This is a genomic window from Bradyrhizobium sp. USDA 327 (assembly GCF_041262065.1).
Classification (GTDB): Bacteria; Pseudomonadota; Alphaproteobacteria; order Rhizobiales; family Xanthobacteraceae; genus Bradyrhizobium; species Bradyrhizobium liaoningense.
In genome coordinates this window covers 3,616,932-3,634,459 of the sequence record NZ_JBGCCW010000001.1, presented here as the reverse complement: position 1 = coordinate 3,634,459, position 17,528 = coordinate 3,616,932, and the positions used below count along the sequence as shown (strand labels likewise).

Here is a 17,528-nt window from a genome sequence, read left to right as displayed (position 1 = left end):
GTCCTATCGCGTTCGACCGGCGCCGGCGCCGATCACGCGCTTGTGTGGTTGCATCATAAGACCATATGCCCTAGATGGCAACATAGTTTCATCATGCAACTACTGGAGGCGAGCGTGAGACTGAAAGATAAGACGGCATTGATTACGGGCGGCAACAGCGGCATCGGGCTTGCGACGGCAAAGCTGTTCGCGGCCGAAGGCGCCAAGGTGGTGATCACCGGGCGCAACAAGCAGACGCTGGAGGCTGCCGCGAAGGAGCTCGGGCCGAACGCGCTCGCACTCGCCGCCGATGCCACCGACATCGCCGCGACCGAAGCTGCCATCAAGCAGGGCGGGGAAAAGTTCGGCAAGTTCGATATCGTGTTTGCCAATGCCGGCATCGCCGGCGGCACGCCGCTGGGTTCGGCGACGCCCGAGGTCTTCGAGAAGGTCATCAGCACCAATCTGACCGGCGTGTTCTTCACCGTGCAGTCGGCGTTGCCCTATCTCAACGACAATGCCTCGATCATCCTCAACGGCTCGGTGATCTCCGTGCTCGGCATTCCCGGTTACTCCGCTTACGGTGCCGCGAAGGCCGGTGTGCGGGCGATGGCGCGGATCATGGCCTCGGAGCTGTCGCCGCGCGGAATCCGCGTCAATGTCGTGGCGCCCGGCGCGATCCGCACCCCGATCTGGGGGCCCGCGACCGCGACGCCCGAAGCCGAGAAGGCGTTCGAGAAGCGGATCGCGCTATCGACGCCGCTCGGCCGCATCGGTGAAACGGATCACGTTGCGAAGACGGTGCTGTTCCTCGCCTCCGATGATTCCGCGCATGTGCAGGGCCAGGAAATCTTCGTCGACGGCGGCGCGGTGGCCTCCCCGAGCGGCGCGCCGATCTATCGCGGCTGATCAAACCAAGCGCAAATCGAACTGGCCGGCGCGGTCCATGCAGTTGCGCCGGTCGGTTCCGACGTGCCGTGAGGTGCGTTGACCGAACCTTTGCGTGAGATATTGAACCTTCGCGCAAGCTGCGAAGACCCTCTTATGGGGCGGGGCAGACTCGTTATTTATATGGAGTCTAGCATGCCGAAAGCAGCCCGCTTTTTCTCGTCGCTTTCATCGCCGCGCATCTTCACCGAACGATCCGCCGTTCCGGCCAAGCGCTCCGACACATCCGAGCTGGTCGCCATCGCGTTGTTTTCCGGGATGGGCCTGTTCGTCTCGCTCGTTGCCGTGATCCTGGGCATCTAGGGCGTCTGGTTCCAGCTTTGCAGATCGTGCAGCCGTCAGCCGCCGCGCATTTCGGCGGCGGCCGATCTCGGCGCGGCGTCAGGCCGCCCGCAGGCTGGTGGCCGCTTGAAGCGCGTCCGCGAGCGCTTTCTCGCGGTGATCCGGTCCGACCTGGATGCCGTCGGCGATGATGAATTCGGCATCACTGATGCCCATGAAGCCGAACACGCCGCGCAGATAGCTTTCGAGATGCTCCAGCGCTGCGGCGGGCGAGCCCGCGCCGTAATAGCCGCCGCGCGAGATCGCGACGATCACCCGCTTGCCGCCGGCCAGCCCCTCCGGCCCGGCCGCGCCATATTTAAAAGTCTTCCCCACCACCACGATGCGGTCGATCCAGGCCTTGAGCTGGCTCGGAATGGTGAAGTTGTACATGGGGGCACCGACGACGACGACGTCGGCGCCCATGAACTCGTCCAGCACGGCCGCGCTTGCGGCAAGATCGGGCGCGAGTTCCGCCGGCGCGGGGGCGCCTTGCGCGGCCGCGAGATGCGAGCCGGAGAGATGGGCAAGCGGGGTCTGGGTCAGGTCGCGATAGGTTACGTCGAGACCGGGCGTCGTCTGCCGGAGCCGGTCGACGATGGCGGCGGAGACCTGCCGGCTGACGGAGTGGGGGCCGAGGACACTGGAGTCGATGTGGAGCAGTTTCATTTGAGGTCACCATGGTATAGGTTTGTAACCAGAGCTACATGAGTGACTGTCAAAATCCCCGCAAGAACGCACTTTTTTGAGCCATGGGCACATCATTGAAACCTGAGAACACCGATTTGCCTGCTCCGCCGAGGGCAAATCCAAGGCCGGACATGAGGCCTGATCCATTGCCGGATCCCAACCATGCGGACTGCCGTGGGGTCGCCTCCATCCTGTCCCGCGTCGGCGACAAATGGAGCGTGTTCGTCATCATGATGCTCAGCGACGGGCCGAAGCGCTTCAACGAGCTGAAGCGAATGATCAACGGCATCTCGCAGCGGATGCTGACCCTGACGCTGCGCGGTCTCGAGCGCGACGGCCTCGTCACGCGCACGATCTTCCCGACCATTCCGCCGCGGGTGGACTATGAGCTGACCGACCTCGGCCGCGGTCTTCAGCAGCCCGTAAAGGCGCTCGGGGAGTGGGCGATCGAACATCAGGAGCAGATCGCGGCCGCGCGCACGCGGTTCGACGAGCGCAACGAGGATTAGGACGTGATCAATCTCGGTTCACCGATGTGAGCCGACCGTCACCTCCCCCTGAGGGGCACGCGCTTTACCCTCCCCTGGAGGGGGAGGGTCGGCTCACATTGAGCGCAGCGAAATGTGAGACGGGGTGGGGTGACAGTCTCTCCTCATCGAACGCTGCCCGAGTGGAGAGATCACCCCACCCCGCTCGCGCTACGCGCGATCGACCCTCCCCCTCCAGGGGAGGGTAAGCTCTCTAGAGCAGCGACACCAACCCGCCGCCGTGGCGTTCGAGGCGCCCGGCGAGTTCGAGCTCCAATAGCACCGTGCGCACGATCGCAGGCGAGGCGCCGGACATTCGCACGAGATCGTCGATCGAGATCGGGGCTGGGCCGAGCAGGTTGGTGATCTGATCGCGGTCATGGCCCTGCGGATCGCTCTCGAACGGCTCGCTGTCGGGCTCGCCTGCGGGGCGCATCAGCGGCCGCTCCATGATCGGCTGAACCGCATTGACGATGTCGGCGGCCTCGGTGACGAGCGTTGCGCCCTGCTTGATCAGATCGTTGGCGCCGGCCGCGCGCGGATCGAGCGGCGAGCCGGGCACCGCGAACACCTCGCGCCCCTGTTCCGCCGCCATGCGCGCCGTGATCAGCGAGCCCGAGCGGTGCGCCGCTTCCACCACGACGACGCCGAGCGAGGCGCCGGAGATCAGGCGGTTGCGGCGGGGGAAGTCGCGGGCGCGCGGCTCGTGGCCGAGCGGCATCTCGGAGATCGCAGCGCCCGCGTGACCGAGGATCGCGGCGAGCAGATCGCCATGCTCGGGTGGATAGATGCAATCATGCCCGCCGGCCAGCACCGCGATCGTGCCGTTCTCGATGCTCGCGCGATGCGCGGCCTGATCGACGCCGCGGGCGAGGCCCGAGATGACGACAAAGCCGGCGTCGCCGAGCTCGCGCGCGAGCTGGCCGGCGAATTTCAGCCCGGCGCCCGAGGCGTTGCGCGAGCCGACGATGGCGATCATCGGCCGCATCAGGGTTTTCGTGTCGCCGCGCACGGCGAGCAGCGGCGGTGCGTCGTCGATCATCGCCAGTCGCGCCGGATAGCCGTCCTCGCCGGGCGCCAGCCAGGCGAGGCCGAACTTGCGGCTCGCGGCAAGCTCGGCCTTCGCCTCATCCGTACTGCAGATGCGGCCCGTTCGCTGCGCACCGCCACGGCGCGCCAGATCAGGCAGGCGCTCCAGCGCGGCCCGCGCCGTGCCGAAATGATCGACCAGTGAACGGAAGGTGCGCGGGCCGACATTGTCGGAGCGGATCAGCCGCAGGCGGTCGATCCTGTCAGGCTCGGTCAGCTCTACGCTCGGATTGCTAGCGTCCACGGTGTCTCCTTGCAGGGACAGCATGGAACAACCTGAGGGCGTTGCGCAACAGTCACCTGCGCTTGCGCGGCCTTGCTGCGATGCTAAAAGCGATCCCAATAAGAAGGGTTTTGCCATGATCTCACTCGCCGACCTCCAGCGCCGCATCGAAGCGGGCGAGTTGTCGCCTGACGCCGCCATCGCGCAATCGCACGCGGCGATCGAAGCCAAGGAGAAGGACGTCCACGCCTTCGTCCGCCACGACAAGTCGGCGAAGGCGCAAGGCTCCGGGCCGCTGCGCGGCATTGCGGTCGGGATCAAGGACATCATCGACACCGCCAATATGCCGACCGAGATGGGTTCGGAGATTTATCGTGGCTGGCAGCCGCGCGCTGACGCACCCGTCGTGATGATGCTGAAGCGGGCAGGGGCCACCATCATCGGCAAGACAACCACGACCGCGTTCGCCTCGCGCGATCCGACGCCGACGCGCAATCCGCACAATACAGGCCATTCGCCGGGCGGCTCCTCCTCGGGCTCGGCGGCGGCCGTCGGCGCCGGCATGATCCCGCTGGCGCTGGGCACCCAGACCGGCGGCTCGGTGATCCGGCCTGCCGCCTATTGCGGGACGGCCGCGATCAAGCCGTCGTTCCGGATGCTGCCGACGGTCGGTGTGAAGTGCTACTCATGGGCGCTCGACACCGTCGGCCTGTTCGGTGCGCGCGCTGAGGATCTCGCGCGCGGATTGTTGGCGATGACGGGCCGCACCGAATTTTCGGGCATCGCCCCGGCGAAGTCGCCCCGCATCGGCGTCGTCAGGCAGGAGTTTGCCGGCGCGGTTGAGCCGGCGGCCGAAGAGGGGCTGCTGGCCGCGATCAAGGCGGCCGAGCGCGCCGGTGCCAGCGTGAAGGCCATCGATCTGCCCGAGGCGGTGCAGCAAGCCTGGCGCATCCATCCCATCGTCCAGGATTTCGAGGCGCATCGCGCGCTGGCCTGGGAGTTTTCGGAACGTCATGACGAGATCGCGCCGATGCTGCGCGCCAGTCTCGATGCGACGGTCGGGCTGACGCCGAAGGAATATGACGAGGCGCGCCGGATCAGCCGTCGCGGCCGCCGCGAGCTCGGCGAGCTGTTCGAGGGTGTCGACGTGCTCTTGACCTATTCGGCGCCAGGCACGGCGCCGGCCAAGGAGCTCGCGAGCACTGGCGATCCCCGCTACAACCGGCTCTGGACGCTGATGGGCAATCCTTGCGTCAACGTGCCTGTCCTGAAGGTCGGCGGCCTGCCGATCGGCGTGCAGGTGATCGCCCGCTTCGGCAACGATCCGCTCGCGCTTGCGGCGGCCTGGTTCCTGGAGGATGCGCTGGCGAAATCAGGCTAGCGCAGGTTCGGAAGGAGCAAAGGCCTGAACGGGCGCAGAGGGCGCTGCGCCGGCCCTTGCATCTTGCCCGAGCCAGCGCTCGGCGGCCTCGCGACCGCTCCGGTGCAGCAGGCGGATGAAGCCGCGGCCGAGATCGGTCGATGAGCGCTGCGCCAGGCCGTCAACGGAGTCTTCTGCCGCGATCCTGGTGAGGCGCAGCGAAGCTGTGGCGCACGACTGCGCCCATTCGATCGCCGCGATCTCGGCATTGAGCGCGGCGTTGGCCATGATCTGGTCGAGCCTGCGGTCGATCGCGGCGAGCGTGATCGGCACATAGCTGTCGCGCGTCGGCGTGACCTGGACGAGCAGCAGATCCGTCGCCGCCGTTTCCTGGACCAGCCGCAACAGCGGCGGATTGCCGCCGAAGCCACCGTCCCAATAGGCCTCGCCGTCGATCTCGACGGCGCAGTGAACCAGCGGCGGACAGGTCGAGGCCAGCGCGACGTCCGCGGTGATGGCGTCGTTGGGGAAGATTTGCTGCTGCCCGTCGCGGATCCGCGTCGCCGCGATCAGCAGCTTCGGGCATCGCGCGTCGCTCAAGATGGAAAAGTTGATGTCGCGCGCCAGCGCCTGCCGCAGCGGGTCGAGATCGAACGGATCGAACTGACCGGAGCGCAGCGTCGGGCCGAACGCGACCGAGCTTCCCGCCGGCGAAAAGCCGCCGACCAGCATCAGCGAGCGGAATGAGGCCTCGTGCATCAGTCGGATCCAGAACCGGCTCAGCCGGCTGCGGGCGCCTTCACGGCCGCCTTCGGCAAGGCCGCAAGCGAGCAGCAGCGCATTGATGGCGCCGGCGCTGGCGCCGCTGACGGTGTCGATCGCGATGTCAGGCTCTTCCAGCAGCCGCTCCAGCACGCCCCAGGTGAAGGCGGCAAAGGTGCCGCCGCCCTGGAGCGCCAGCGAGAGTTTTCGCGGCGGCCATTGGTCGGAACGCGCCTGCGGAAGCGCGACCGGTGCAGCCCTGGTGACCACGATGTCGAGCGGAGCGTCGGCTTGCGCGACGGGCTCGGGCTGCGGCACTTGCGGCGAAACGGCCGCAGGGGCGGGCGGCGGCGCATCGGACCAGATATTGGTCGCCGAGAGCAGCCGGCTTGCCGTGCTGCCGGAAGCACTGAGCGAACCAACCCCGTTATGCGCGCCGACAATCATCTCGCTCATTCTGAGCAACCGCGTTACGCCGTTTCCTGTGTCAGGATGACAGGCATGGAACCCGTTCGCTACTGTCTGCACCGAGCGGTGCGGAAGTTGCGAACAGGATTTGGCGTATAATGCGGAAGGTGTGCGGCGATATCCGTACTTTTTCCGGCTTCAGATTCTTGTTTGACGCGTTTTCTTGATGCGAACCGGCATCCACTTCGCTCGAAAACGCTCTAGGCCTTCTCGCCGATCCGGCTTTCCTTGCCGGTTTGCAGACGCTTGATGTTCTCGCGATGCGCGTAGAACAAGAGCAGCGTCAGCACCGCTGTCAGCGCCGACAATGCGAGGTGGCCGAACCACCACAGGAACATCGGCGTGATGAATGCCGCCACCAGCGCGGAGAGCGAGGAGTAGCGGGTGGTGACGGCGGTGGCTAGCCAGAGCAGGCAGAACACCACTGCGCCCGGCCAGAACAGGCCAAGCAGGACGCCGATATAGACGGCAACACCCTTGCCGCCCCTGAACTTGAGCCAGACCGGGAAGAGATGGCCGAGGAAGGCGCCGAGCCCGGCCACCATCGCGGCATTGGGGCCCGCGATGTAGCCGGCGATCACGACGGCCACCGTGCCCTTGAGCGCGTCGAACAGCAGGGTGCCCGCGGCAAGGCTCTTGCGTCCCGTACGCAGCACATTGGTGGCGCCGATGCTGCCGGAGCCGATCGAGCGGATATCCTGCGTGCCCGCGAGCCTGGTCAGGACTAGCCCGAACGGAATCGAGCCGAGGAGATAGCCGATGACGAAGGCCAACGGCAGAAATGCTTCAAGCCCCATGGCGGCAGCTCCAAAGGCAGGGTCCCCATGTCGAACGATCGCGTATGTCAGACATGCTCGTAGACCGTCCGTCCGCCGACAATGGTGCGCACCACCCGGCCTGTAAAGCGGGCCTCGTCGAACGGGGTGTTCTTGCAGGGCGATTTGAGGTCGGCGGGATCGACCACCCAGGGCGTATCGGGATCGATCACGATGACGTCGGCGGGGCTGCCGGCGCGCAGGGTTCCGCCGGGCAGCCCGAGCAGCTCGGCCGGCCGGGTCGACATCGCCCGGATCAGCGTCTTCAGTTCCAGTTCGCCATTATGCACCAGCCGCAAGCCGGCCGGCAGCATGGTCTCGAGCCCGACGGCGCCGGGCGCCGCTTCCGCGAACGGCAGGCGCTTGACCTCGACGTCCTGCGGATTGTGGTCGGACATGATGACGTCGAGGAGGCCGGAGGCGATCGCCGCCACCAGCGCGCGGCGGTCGTCCTCGGTCCGCAGCGGCGGCGACAGCTTCAGGAAGGATCGATAGGGGCCGATGTCGTTCTCGTTCAGCGCCAGATGGTTGATCGAGACCGAGGCGCTGACCGCGAGCCCGGTATCGCGGGCGCGCTGGAGGATGTCGAGGGAATCGATGCAGGTGAGCGAGGCCGCATGGTAGCGGCCGCCGGTGAGCGCGACCAGGCGCAAATCCCGCTCCAGCATGATGGCTTCGGCGGCGTTCGGAATGCCCATCAGGCCGAGGCGCGTGGCGAACTCGCCCTCGTTCATCACGCCCTCACCGACCAGATCGGGGTCCTCGGTGTGATGCACGATCAGCGCGTCGAAGTCGCGCGCGTAAGTGAGCGCGCGGCGCATCACCAGGGCGTTGGTCACGCTTTTGTCGCCGTCGCTGAAGGCGATCGCGCCGGCCGCCTTCAACAGGCCGAACTCGGTCATCTCCTCGCCATGCATCCCCTTGGTGAGGGCGGCCATGGGCTGGATGTTGACGATCGCGGTGTCGCGGGCGCGGCGCATCACGAAGTCGACGGTTGCCGAATTGTCGATGACGGGAGAGGTGGCCGGCTGGCAGATGATGGTGGTGATGCCGCCCGTCGCGGCGGCCTGGCTCGCGGAGGCAAAGGTCTCGCGGTGGCTGAGGCCGGGCTCGCCGACGAAGGCGCACATGTCGATCAGGCCCGGCGCCACGATCTTGCCGGAGCAGTTGACGATGTCGGTGCCCTCGAGGACCCCGGCCGCGCCGATGCCGCGGCGCGTCTCGCGAATGGCGCCGTCCGCAATGAGAACGTCGCCGATGCCGTCGAAATCCCGGGAGGGATCGACGACGCGGGCATTGGCGAGCAGGATGGGGCGGCGATCGGTCAGCATCGGCATCACGCGTTGGGCAGGTTGCGGGCGAGCGCTTCCAGCACGGCCATGCGCACGGCGACGCCCATTTCCACCTGTTCGCGGATCAGGGACTGGGCGCCGTCGGCCACGATCGAGTCGATCTCCACGCCGCGGTTCATGGGACCCGGATGCATCACGAGGGCATCCGGCTTGGCGTAGGCGAGCTTCTTCTGGTCGAGCCCGAAATAATGGAAATATTCCGATGACGAGGGCACGAAGGAGCCGTTCATGCGCTCCCGCTGCAGCCGCAGCATCATGACGATGTCGGCGCCTTCGAGGCCCTCGCGCATGTCGCGCATGACCTCGACGCCCATCCGCTCGATGCCGGTCGGCAGCAGCGTGGAAGGGCCGACGACGCGGACGCGGGCGCCCATGGTGTTGAGCAGGATGATGTTGGAGCGGGCCACGCGCGAATGCAGCACGTCGCCGCAGATGGCGACCACGAGGCCTTCGATCCGGCCCTTGTTGCGGCGGATGGTGAGCGCGTCGAGCAGCGCTTGCGTCGGATGCTCGTGCGCGCCGTCGCCCGCATTGATCACGGAACCGTCAACCTTGCGCGCCAGCAGTTCCACCGCGCCGGAGGCATGATGGCGCACCACCAGGATGTCCGGGTGCATCGCATTCAGCGTCACGGCGGTGTCGATCAGGGTCTCGCCCTTGCGGATCGAGGAGGATGATACCGACATGTTCATGACGTCGGCGCCGAGCCGCTTGCCCGCGAGCTCGAACGAGGACTGGGTCCGGGTGGAAGCCTCGAAGAAGAGGTTCACCTGGGTCCGTCCACGCAGGACGGTGCGCTTCTTGTCAACCTGGCGGTTGACCTCGACATATTCTTCGGACAGGTCGAGGAGGCCGGTGATGTCGGCCGCGGAAAGGCCCTCGATGCCCAGCAAATGCCGGTGGCCGAGGACGAAGGTCGATTTCGATGTCATTAAAAGCAGAGCTATAGGGGCGGATGGCGGGGGGAGCAAGGGGCAAAGGCGAGGATGTGAGTTATCCCCTGATCTGTCGATGGTGGCTCATTCTTACCGGCATGCCCGGGCTTGTCCCGGCCATCCACGTTCTTGCACGCTCGCCGCAAAAAGGGCGTGGATGGCCGGGACAGCCCGGCCATGACGATGCGGAGGCATCTCGTGAAATCATTTCCAATTGCGGCCATAGCGATAACCATAGTCTCGTCGGCCCACGCGCAAGCTCTCCCCGGCGGCTTCGTGTATTTGCGTGATATCGACCCAAGCATCATCCAGGACATCCGCTACGCCACCTCGAACAATTTCGTCGGCCGTCCGCTCGCCGGCTACGGTGCCGGCGAATGCGTGGTGAAGCGCGAGGTCGGGATGCGGCTGAAGGCGGTTCAGCAGGAACTGGCCGCACAGAACCTGTCGCTGAAAATGTTCGACTGCTACCGGCCGGCGCGGGCCTCGCTCGACATGGTGAAGTGGTCGCAGAACGGTCATGAGACCGCGGCCGAGCGGCGCTACAACCCGAACATTCCGAGGACCGAGCTGTTCCGCCTCGGCTACATTGCGAGCCGCTCGCAGCATTCCACGGGTGCAGCGCTCGATCTCACGCTGGTCGATCTCAAGGCCGACAACTCCGCCACATTCGATCCGTCGAAGACCTATGCCGACTGCACGGCGCCGGTCGCGATGCGCGCGCCCGAAGGCAGCGTCGACATGGGCACAGGCTACGACTGTACCGACGTGAAGGGGTATACCGCTGTAACGTCGATCAATCCGGAGCAACGCACCTGGCGCAAGCGGCTGGTCGCTGCGATGGCCAGGCAAGGCTTTGTGAACTATTCGAAGGAGTGGTGGCATTTTTCCCTGCCGGGAGCAGGCGGGGCAGCCTATGATTTCCCGATCCAGCCGCGCCGGAACTGATTACGCGCCGAGGAAACCTGATGACCCAGCCGAGCTTTGCGACCCACGAGGTCTTCAACCAGTCGCCGCCGTTCGAGGACGTCGACCTGTTCGCGGTGGACCTGCCGCTGGTCGAAACGGTCAAAGCCAATGGCGGGGCCAAGGCGGAGCGGGAGCTGTCGGAGTTCGGCAAGCAATGGGGCTCGGCGGCCATGGCAGATCGCGGCCGCATCGCGAATGAGAACACGCCGAAGCTGCGCACCTTCGATGCCAAGGGCAATCGCCGCGACCAGGTCGAGTTTCATCCCGCCTATCACGAGCTGATGGCGCACAGTGCGCATGCGGGCGTGCACAATTCGACCTGGACGGCGGATGGAAGACCTGCTGGCGATGCCGCCGAGGTCATTCGTGCCGCGAAATTCTATATCGCCGCGCAGGTCGAGACCGGCCACCTCTGTCCGATCACGATGACGCGCGCCTCCGTGGGGGCGCTGGCGATGCAGCCTGACTTGCTCGCGGGCGTGATGCCGGTGCTGTCGACGAAGAGCTATGATCCCACCTTTGCGCCGTGGTGGCAGAAGCGCGGCATGACGATCGGCATGGGCATGACCGAGAAGCAGGGCGGCACCGACGTGCGCGCCAACATGACACGGGCCGTGCGCGACGGGGACGGCTATCGCATCACCGGTCACAAATGGTTCATGTCGGCGCCGATGTGCGATGCGTTCCTGGTGCTGGCGCAGGCAGATGGCGGGCTGACCTGTTTCTTCATGCCGCGCTTCGCGCCGGACGGCTCGGTCAACGCCATCCAGTTCCAGCGGCTCAAGGACAAGCTCGGCAATCGCTCCAATGCCTCGTCCGAGGTCGAGTTCGTCGGCGCTTATGCGCAAGCGGTCGGCGAGGAGGGCAAGGGCATTCGCACCATCATCCAGATGGTGCAGCTGACGCGGCAGGATTGCGCGATTGCGTCCGTCGGCCTGATGCGCTCGGGGCTCGCACATGCGCTGCATCATGCGCGGCACCGCAGCGTGTTCCAGAAGCATCTTGCCGACCAGCCCCTGATGCAGGCCGTGCTGTCGGACATGGCGCTGCATGTCGAGGCCAGTACGGCCCTGGTGATGCGGCTCTGCCGCGCCTTCGACCTTACGCCGCAGGATGCCGCGGAGGCAGCCTATATGCGGCTGCTGACGCCCGCGATCAAATACTGGACCTGCAAGAGCGCTCCGCCATTCCTCTACGAGGCGATGGAGTGCCTCGGCGGCAACGGCTATGTCGAGGACGGCATTCTGGCCCGCCACTATCGCGAGTCGCCGGTCAACGCGATCTGGGAAGGCTCGGGCAACGTGATGTGCCTCGACGTGCTCCGCGCGCTCTCGCGCGAGCCGGAGGCGGCGATGGCGGTGCTGCAAGCGCTGGCGGCCGAGACCAAGGGCCTGCCGGGGGCTGGTGAGGCGGTCGCGTTCATCGGCAAGACCTTCCGCCGCGCCGACGGCGAACGCGTCGCGCGCCTTGCCGTCGAGAAGCTGGCGCTGCTTGCTGCGACGGCTGCGCTCAATGGCGTGTCGCCGCACAATGCCGAATTGTTCGCGAGCACGCGTCTCGCGGCCAATCACGCCAGCATGTATGGCGCGGTGGAGCTGGATAGCGGCGAGGTGCGTGCGCTGCTGGAGCGGGCGCTGCCGTGATGGTTTTTCCCGTCATTCCGGGGCGCCCAACGGGCGCCCCCGGAATCTCGAGATTCCGGGTTCGGTCCTTCGGACCGCCCCGGAATGACGGTTATGTTCTAACGAAAGCCCACTGATGGACTCCCTCAATCCCGACCATCCGCCGATTACAGCGGCGCCTGCGGACCTCGCGCCACCTGTCTGGAAGTTCTGGGGCACGGCGCTGTGGGGCCTTTTCATCTTCGCCGCGATGTTCGTCGGGCAGATCGGCGCCGTCGTTCTGCTGGCGTCGCAGCGCGGTCTTCCGATGGACCTCCCTTCGCTCCAGCTCATCGGCCGCGAGCCCCAGACGCTCGCGCTGTCGGTCATCACGGGCCTGCCGGCGACGCTTCTTGCGGTTTGGCTCGCCATTCGCATCAAGAAGGCGTCCTTCGTCGATTATCTCGCGCTGCATTGGCCTTCCTGGAAGCAGCTGCTGTTCGGCGCCGTCGGCCTCATCCTGATCGTGCTGGTGTGGGAGACGATGTCGCGCGCGCTGGGGCGCGAGGCGACGCCGGGCTCCATGACCGATCTCTTGAAATCGGGACGCGACAAGGGCGCTGCCCTGTTGCTCCTGTTCGCCTTCAGCGTGGCCGCGCCCATGTCGGAAGAGATTCTGGCGCGAGGCTTCCTTTATCGCGGCTGGTCGGCGAGCTTCCTGCGCGTGCCCGGCGCGATCCTGCTGTCGTCGCTGATCTGGACGGTCGTGCACCTGCAATACGACGTGTACTTCCTCACCGAAGTCCTCGCCATCGGCCTGTGGTTCGGCTACATGCGCTATCGCTCCGGCTCGCTCTGGCTCACCATCGTGCTCCACGCGCTGAACAATCTGACCGCGGTGGTGCTGACGATGTGGCTGGGGAGCTGAAGCATGATCCGGAAAAGTGCGCAGCGGTTTTCCGAGAAGATCATGCTTAAGCTACAACCGAAAGCGCGATGACGATTCATCCTAGTCGCATCGCGCTTTAGGCCTCATTCTCCGTCATTGCGAGCCACCGGGGCCGCGCAAGGCGCAGCCCGATGACAGGCTCCGCGAAGCAGTCCAGAATCTTAGGCCAGCGCGATCGCGATCGGCATGGTGATTGCCGCCAGGATCGTCTGCAGCGTGATGATCTGCGCCAGCAACGGCGCGTCGCCGCCCATCTGGCGGGCCAGCACATAGGCGCTGGGCGAGGTCGGCACAGCCGCACAGATCGCGACGATCGCGAGGCTGTTGCCGGTGATGCCGAACCAGGCCGCGAGCCCCAGCGCGAGCGCAGGCATCAGCACCAGCTTCAGGCCGACGCCGATGGCTGCGCCTAGGCTGGGGCGCAACAGGCCCTTCAGATGCAGGCCCGCGCCGGTCACGAGCAGGCCGATGGCGAGCGAGGACCGGCTCAGCGCGTCCGCCACCTCGTGCCAGATTTTCGGCAGCGGCAGGTGCATCAGATTGACGGCAAGGCCGATCGCGCAGGCCCAGATCAGTGGATTGCGGATCACCGTCATGGCGATGGCGCGCGGGGATCGCTTCTCCCTTGCGGCGTAGTGGGCGAGCACGGCGACGCTGAACACGTTGACCAGCGGGATGATCGCGACCATGGCCACGGAGGCGAGCGCCAGCCCGAGATCGCCAAACATGTTGGCGGCGATCGACAGCGCAACGAAGGTTTGCCAGCGCGTTGCGCCCTGGAAGATCGAGGTGAAGGCGGGGCCATCGATGCCCAGCCGCGACAGCGCCGGCCGCAGCGCGAGACAGAGCAGCGACATCGCGAGCGCCGACAGCAGCAGCGCGCCGCCGACGCCGGCGACCGGCACCCTGGAGAGGTCGGCCTTGACCAGGGTCTGGATCAGCAGCATCGGAAACAGCACGAAATAGGTCAGTTGCTCCAGCCCGTGCCATTGCGTGTCCAGACGCATCAGGCTGTGCTTCAGCACGACACCGAGCACGATGAGGATGAAGACCGGCAGCAGCGCCGCGACCACGACCGGCATGGATCAGTCCGTCCCCGGCGCCGCGCGCAGATTTGCCAGACGGTCGAGCGCGCCTTGCAGGATGAAGATCGCGGCATGCTCGTCGATCACTTCGGCGCGCTTGGCGCGGCTGACGTCCATGCCGATCAGCTCGCGCTCGACCGCCGCCGTCGAGAGGCGCTCGTCCCAGAGGCCGATGGCGAGTTGGGTCAGTCCGGCGAGATTGCGGGCGAAGGCGCGGGTGGATTGCGCGCGCGGGCCCTCGCTGCCGTCCATGTTGATGGGCAGGCCGAGCACGAAGCCGACCACCTTGCGCTCGGCCGCAATCGCGAGCAGCCGGGCGGCGTCCTGCTTGAACGCCTTGCGGGCGATGGTCTCGACGCCGGTCGCAAGCCGACGATCGGGGTCGGACACGGCAACGCCGATGGTCTTGGTGCCGAGATCGAGCCCGACCAGCGCGCCGCGCACGGGCCAGTGGGTTGCAGCATCGACGAGGGGCAGGATAAGAGCCGGCATGGCGTAGCGCATATCACGCGTCACGCAGCGGAGTGAACCCGGAAGATGGACGTGCTGACATTATTCGGCCTGTTCGCCGTCACGGCGATGCTGGTCACCTACGCCCTGGAGGATCGCAGCCACTGGTTCGTGCTGCTGTTCGCCGCGTCCTGCGCGCTCGGCTCGGTCTACGGTTTTCTCCAGGGCGCCTGGCCGTTCGGGCTGGTCGAGGCGATCTGGTCCGTCGTGGCGCTGCGGCGGTGGCACCTGAAGGCGACAGCAAGAGGCGTGTGAGAATGGCCACGCACAAATGCAACGATCATTTGTGGCGAATCTCACACGGGCGACGTTGCAGGCCATGGCATGATGTCGCGTCCTCGGCAGCGCACGTCGATTGACGCTCTGGTTGCCGAGCTATAGACATATAGGTCTAAGGTAGTGTGGGGCGCGTGCCCCGATTTTTAGAATGATCGGCAGCGACCGGCAGTCCGGCCCGCGCTGCAACCTTGGCGCAGATATTCAGGCGCCGACCACGTCCAATACTCGCCCTTCGTTTTGAGAGGTCATGATGCTCATCAACCCAAGCCTGATCGCGGGCTCAGAAAGGCGATTCAAGCAAGCCGAGTTCTCACCCGATGCCTTGAACCGAAAACTGGGCGACGGCCCGATCGAGATGACCGTCGAAAAGATGCGCCAGCGCCAGCGCCAGCTTCTGGCCGAGACGCACGACATGCAAGCGGCCGAGATCGGCCTGGAGCGGATCATCCAGGGCAATGATCTCGACAGCATCAATTATCTCGCCAAGGGGACCGCCGCCGCGCGCTCGGTCTGCCGTATTCAGCTCAGGGATCTCAAGTCGAATCTGCTCGGCTATGGCTCCGGCTTTCTGATCGGGCCCGGCCTGCTGCTGACGAACCATCATGTCTTCGGCCGGCCGGCCGACGCAGCCAATTCGATCGCCGATTTCAACTACGAATTGGACGCTTCGGGACAGGAGCGTGTGCCGGTGCGGTTCGGCTTCGAGCCGGGCAGATTCTTCTACACCAATGACCGGCTGGATTTCTCGGTCGTTGCGGTGGCGCCGACCTCGCTGTCAGGCCCCGAGGAACTCGAGGATTGGGGATGGCTGCCGCTCAGTGGCGCGCCCGGCAAGGCGGACCCGGGGGAGTATCTCACCATCGTGCAGCATCCCAGCGGGCAGATGAAGCAGGTCTGCGTCCGCGAGAACAAGCTGCTCAAATATGTCGGCGACTTCCTCTGGTACAATACCGATACGACGGCCGGATCGTCGGGTGCGCCGGCGTTCAACCGCTTCTGGCAGGTGGTCGCGCTGCACCACAGCGGTGTTCCCCGGAAGAATGCGCAGGGTCGCACCCTGACCAAGGACGGCAAGGTGTGGAAGCCGTCGATGGACGAATCCTCGATCGACTGGATCGCCAACGAAGGCATCCGGATCAGCGCGATCGTCGCCGATCTCAAGGTGGCCGTCGGCTCTCACCCTCTGGTCAGGCCGGTGCTGGACGAGATGGACCCGCCAAGCCGGCACGAAATCGAGCGAGCCTTGCGGCCGCCGGTTGACGCAACTCCGTACGGCGCCAATGTCTGGGTCGAGCAATCCGTCGATGGCACGTCTCTTGTGGTCCCGATCCGCGTTCCGCTTCCGATGTTCAGGAAGGAGATTCCTCTCGCTCCAGCGGCGCCGCTACCGAGCCCGGCGGGAGGTCATGGCAATGGCCGGACGCCGAACGGCGGCACGGACGGCGGCATGCGCAACGGCGGTACGCCATTGATTGTTCCGCCGACCGGCCTGTTGTCTCACATCAGTGCGAGGAACGGCCTGCCGATGGAGGCCGTGCATATCGATCAGAGCACGCTGAAATCGCGTCCCGGCTACAAGGCGAATTTTCTGGGCACCGGCAAGTTCTCGGTCCCCCTGCCGAAGATTCCGGCCGCCCTCAAGTCGAGGATCGCGATGCTCAAGGGCCGCTCCAGGCAATCCGAGCTGAAATATTTCAACTACAGCGTCGTCATGAACAAGCAGCGCAGGCTCGCCTTCTTCAGCTGCGTCAATATCGACGGCGGCAAGCAGCAGGACGTCGGCAAGCGTGAAGGTGATTCCTGGCTGCGCGATCCGCGCATCGACGAGGATGCCCAGATCGGCGACGAGTTCTACCGCAAGCAGGCCACTTTCGAGGCGGACCGCAGCAAGAATCCGTTCGACCGCGGTCATCTGGTGCGCCGCCTCGATGCGACCTGGGGCGACACCGTCGCCGCGGCCAAGCAGCATGGCGACGACTCCTTCCATTTCACCAACTGCTCGCCGCAGTTCTTCTCGTTCAACCAGGGCAAGCAGCTCTGGGCAGGACTGGAGGATTACACGCGCGATGTCCTGCTCGAAGGGGAGGAGAAGGGCATCGTCATGAATGGCCCGGTGTTCGATGGGCCGGATGCCGACGGATCCGATCTGCCCAATCCGGCCGGCCGGCCGCACAAGGATCCGAGCTTCGGGGGCGTACAGATTCCGAAGTATTTCTGGAAGATACTGATCCGCCGCAACGAGGATGACGACGCTCTCAAGGCGGCGGCATTCCTGATGAGCCAGCGAAAGCAGGTGATGGAGATCGACCGAATCCAGGAGGCTGATCTGCTCGAGCGGATGTCCGAGGAGGATGTCAGCGTCTTCCAGGTCTCGATCGCGGATCTGACGAAACTGACCAAGCTCGACTTCGGCAATCTCGCTGACGCGGATTCGCACGAGGCGACCTCGGTCGGCCCGCGACGCATCGAATCCTATGAGGACATTCGGATCTAAAGCGCGATGCGATTAGGATGAATCGTCATCGTTCTTTAGCTTGTTGTTTAAGCATGATCTTTTCGGAAAACCGCTGCGTACTTTTCCGGATCATGCTTTAGGGCCTTGTTCTCGGAGTAGCGGAACCACGGGGGCGGGTGAGGGGAGCGGTGTGCTCTGTCGAGACACTGAC

Annotated in this window: 17 protein-coding genes; 9 read left to right on the top strand and 8 right to left on the bottom strand. The window is 65.6% G+C overall.

Annotated features, from left to right (window positions below; all coding sequences use genetic code 11):
• Positions 1–114: 114 nt before the first annotated feature.
• The gene (locus ABIA42_RS16720; protein ID WP_239624003.1) at positions 115–888 is read left to right on the top strand and encodes an SDR family oxidoreductase; all 774 of its coding nucleotides are present in this window, start codon (positions 115–117) and stop codon (positions 886–888) included.
• Between the two features lie 174 nt (positions 889–1,062).
• On the top strand, positions 1,063–1,230 hold the full coding sequence (locus ABIA42_RS16715) for a hypothetical protein (RefSeq protein ID WP_271529445.1): 168 nt from the start codon (positions 1,063–1,065) through the stop codon (positions 1,228–1,230).
• Positions 1,231–1,308: 78 nt separating this feature from the next.
• Here the strand turns inward: ABIA42_RS16715 and ABIA42_RS16710 are convergent, their stop codons facing one another.
• Complete coding sequence (locus tag ABIA42_RS16710) at positions 1,309–1,917, bottom strand: FMN-dependent NADH-azoreductase (protein ID WP_271529444.1); 609 nt, start codon at positions 1,915–1,917, stop codon at positions 1,309–1,311.
• An 83-nt stretch (positions 1,918–2,000) separates the two neighbouring features.
• On the opposite strand from ABIA42_RS16710, the gene ABIA42_RS16705 reads away from it, so the two are divergent.
• Positions 2,001–2,447: a helix-turn-helix domain-containing protein gene (locus tag ABIA42_RS16705; protein ID WP_271529443.1), complete on the top strand. Its 447-nt coding sequence runs from the start codon at positions 2,001–2,003 to the stop codon at positions 2,445–2,447.
• A 232-nt stretch (positions 2,448–2,679) separates the two neighbouring features.
• On the opposite strand, the gene dprA is transcribed toward ABIA42_RS16705, so the two are convergent.
• Positions 2,680–3,822, bottom strand: a complete 1,143-nt coding sequence (gene dprA, locus ABIA42_RS16700; RefSeq protein ID WP_370123144.1) for a DNA-processing protein DprA — start codon at positions 3,820–3,822, stop codon at positions 2,680–2,682.
• Between the two features lie 91 nt (positions 3,823–3,913).
• Between dprA and ABIA42_RS16695 the strand changes: the two genes are divergently transcribed.
• A complete protein-coding gene (locus ABIA42_RS16695) occupies positions 3,914–5,158 on the top strand; it encodes an amidase (protein ID WP_370123147.1) in 1,245 nt (414 codons plus the stop codon).
• Here ABIA42_RS16695 and ABIA42_RS16690 read toward each other — a convergent pair.
• From ABIA42_RS16690 to ABIA42_RS16675, 4 genes are all read right to left on the bottom strand, one after another.
• A complete protein-coding gene (locus ABIA42_RS16690; protein WP_370123150.1) occupies positions 5,150–6,355 on the bottom strand; it encodes a patatin-like phospholipase family protein in 1,206 nt (401 codons plus the stop codon). The genes ABIA42_RS16695 and ABIA42_RS16690 overlap by 9 nt on opposite strands.
• Before the next feature lie 212 nt (positions 6,356–6,567).
• Positions 6,568–7,164 carry a glycerol-3-phosphate 1-O-acyltransferase PlsY gene (gene plsY / locus ABIA42_RS16685; RefSeq protein WP_370123152.1) on the bottom strand — a complete coding sequence of 199 codons (597 nt, stop codon included), beginning with the start codon at positions 7,162–7,164 and terminating at the stop codon, positions 6,568–6,570.
• 47 nt (positions 7,165–7,211) lie between these two features.
• Entirely contained in the window at positions 7,212–8,513 is a 1,302-nt protein-coding gene (locus ABIA42_RS16680) for a dihydroorotase (protein WP_370123154.1), read from the bottom strand.
• A 5-nt stretch (positions 8,514–8,518) separates the two neighbouring features.
• Entirely contained in the window at positions 8,519–9,466 is a 948-nt protein-coding gene (locus ABIA42_RS16675) for an aspartate carbamoyltransferase catalytic subunit (protein ID WP_271529437.1), read from the bottom strand.
• Positions 9,467–9,652: 186 nt separating this feature from the next.
• Here ABIA42_RS16675 and ABIA42_RS16670 point away from each other — a divergent pair, with 186 nt between their 5' ends.
• The 3 genes from ABIA42_RS16670 (at position 9,653) to ABIA42_RS16660 (ending at position 12,967) form a co-directional block, all read left to right on the top strand.
• Positions 9,653–10,417 carry a M15 family metallopeptidase gene (locus tag ABIA42_RS16670; protein WP_370124073.1) on the top strand — a complete coding sequence of 255 codons (765 nt, stop codon included), beginning with the start codon at positions 9,653–9,655 and terminating at the stop codon, positions 10,415–10,417.
• A gap of 20 nt (positions 10,418–10,437) precedes the next feature.
• Positions 10,438–12,081 (top strand): isovaleryl-CoA dehydrogenase, encoded by a 1,644-nt coding sequence (locus ABIA42_RS16665; protein ID WP_370123158.1) that lies wholly within the window; start codon positions 10,438–10,440, stop codon positions 12,079–12,081.
• Positions 12,082–12,196: 115 nt separating this feature from the next.
• The gene (locus tag ABIA42_RS16660) at positions 12,197–12,967 is read left to right on the top strand and encodes a lysostaphin resistance A-like protein (RefSeq protein ID WP_370123161.1); all 771 of its coding nucleotides are present in this window, start codon (positions 12,197–12,199) and stop codon (positions 12,965–12,967) included.
• Between the two features lie 182 nt (positions 12,968–13,149).
• Here ABIA42_RS16660 and ABIA42_RS16655 read toward each other — a convergent pair whose 3' ends face one another.
• Together ABIA42_RS16655 and ruvX are read right to left on the bottom strand one after the other, a co-directional pair.
• The gene (locus ABIA42_RS16655) at positions 13,150–14,070 is read right to left on the bottom strand and encodes an AEC family transporter (RefSeq protein ID WP_370123163.1); all 921 of its coding nucleotides are present in this window, start codon (positions 14,068–14,070) and stop codon (positions 13,150–13,152) included.
• Positions 14,071–14,073: 3 nt separating this feature from the next.
• Positions 14,074–14,565: a Holliday junction resolvase RuvX gene (gene ruvX / locus ABIA42_RS16650; RefSeq protein WP_271529433.1), complete on the bottom strand. Its 492-nt coding sequence runs from the start codon at positions 14,563–14,565 to the stop codon at positions 14,074–14,076.
• A 45-nt stretch (positions 14,566–14,610) separates the two neighbouring features.
• Between ruvX and ABIA42_RS16645 the strand changes: the two genes are divergently transcribed.
• Together ABIA42_RS16645 and ABIA42_RS16640 are read left to right on the top strand one after the other, a co-directional pair.
• Positions 14,611–14,838: a hypothetical protein gene (locus tag ABIA42_RS16645; RefSeq protein WP_370123167.1), complete on the top strand. Its 228-nt coding sequence runs from the start codon at positions 14,611–14,613 to the stop codon at positions 14,836–14,838.
• A 271-nt stretch (positions 14,839–15,109) separates the two neighbouring features.
• The gene (locus ABIA42_RS16640; RefSeq protein ID WP_370123170.1) at positions 15,110–17,356 is read left to right on the top strand and encodes a DNA/RNA non-specific endonuclease; all 2,247 of its coding nucleotides are present in this window, start codon (positions 15,110–15,112) and stop codon (positions 17,354–17,356) included.
• The last annotated feature ends 172 nt before the right edge of the window (positions 17,357–17,528 follow it).

Coding starts and splice junctions, on each gene's coding strand:
- ABIA42_RS16695 (WP_370123147.1), top strand. CDS start 3,914: ATGATCTCACTCGCCGACCTCCAGCGCCGCATCGAAGCGGGCGAGTTG.
- ABIA42_RS16655 (WP_370123163.1), bottom strand. CDS start 14,070: ATGCCGGTCGTGGTCGCGGCGCTGCTGCCGGTCTTCATCCTCATCGTG.
- ABIA42_RS16680 (WP_370123154.1), bottom strand. CDS start 8,513: ATGCTGACCGATCGCCGCCCCATCCTGCTCGCCAATGCCCGCGTCGTC.
- ABIA42_RS16665 (WP_370123158.1), top strand. CDS start 10,438: ATGACCCAGCCGAGCTTTGCGACCCACGAGGTCTTCAACCAGTCGCCG.
- ABIA42_RS16690 (WP_370123150.1), bottom strand. CDS start 6,355: ATGAGCGAGATGATTGTCGGCGCGCATAACGGGGTTGGTTCGCTCAGT.
- ABIA42_RS16645 (WP_370123167.1), top strand. CDS start 14,611: ATGGACGTGCTGACATTATTCGGCCTGTTCGCCGTCACGGCGATGCTG.
- dprA (WP_370123144.1), bottom strand. CDS start 3,822: ATGCTGTCCCTGCAAGGAGACACCGTGGACGCTAGCAATCCGAGCGTA.
- ruvX (WP_271529433.1), bottom strand. CDS start 14,565: ATGCCGGCTCTTATCCTGCCCCTCGTCGATGCTGCAACCCACTGGCCC.
- ABIA42_RS16710 (WP_271529444.1), bottom strand. CDS start 1,917: ATGAAACTGCTCCACATCGACTCCAGTGTCCTCGGCCCCCACTCCGTC.
- ABIA42_RS16675 (WP_271529437.1), bottom strand. CDS start 9,466: ATGACATCGAAATCGACCTTCGTCCTCGGCCACCGGCATTTGCTGGGC.
- plsY (WP_370123152.1), bottom strand. CDS start 7,164: ATGGGGCTTGAAGCATTTCTGCCGTTGGCCTTCGTCATCGGCTATCTC.
- ABIA42_RS16715 (WP_271529445.1), top strand. CDS start 1,063: ATGCCGAAAGCAGCCCGCTTTTTCTCGTCGCTTTCATCGCCGCGCATC.
- ABIA42_RS16705 (WP_271529443.1), top strand. CDS start 2,001: ATGGGCACATCATTGAAACCTGAGAACACCGATTTGCCTGCTCCGCCG.
- ABIA42_RS16640 (WP_370123170.1), top strand. CDS start 15,110: ATGATGCTCATCAACCCAAGCCTGATCGCGGGCTCAGAAAGGCGATTC.
- ABIA42_RS16660 (WP_370123161.1), top strand. CDS start 12,197: ATGGACTCCCTCAATCCCGACCATCCGCCGATTACAGCGGCGCCTGCG.
- ABIA42_RS16670 (WP_370124073.1), top strand. CDS start 9,653: ATGCGGAGGCATCTCGTGAAATCATTTCCAATTGCGGCCATAGCGATA.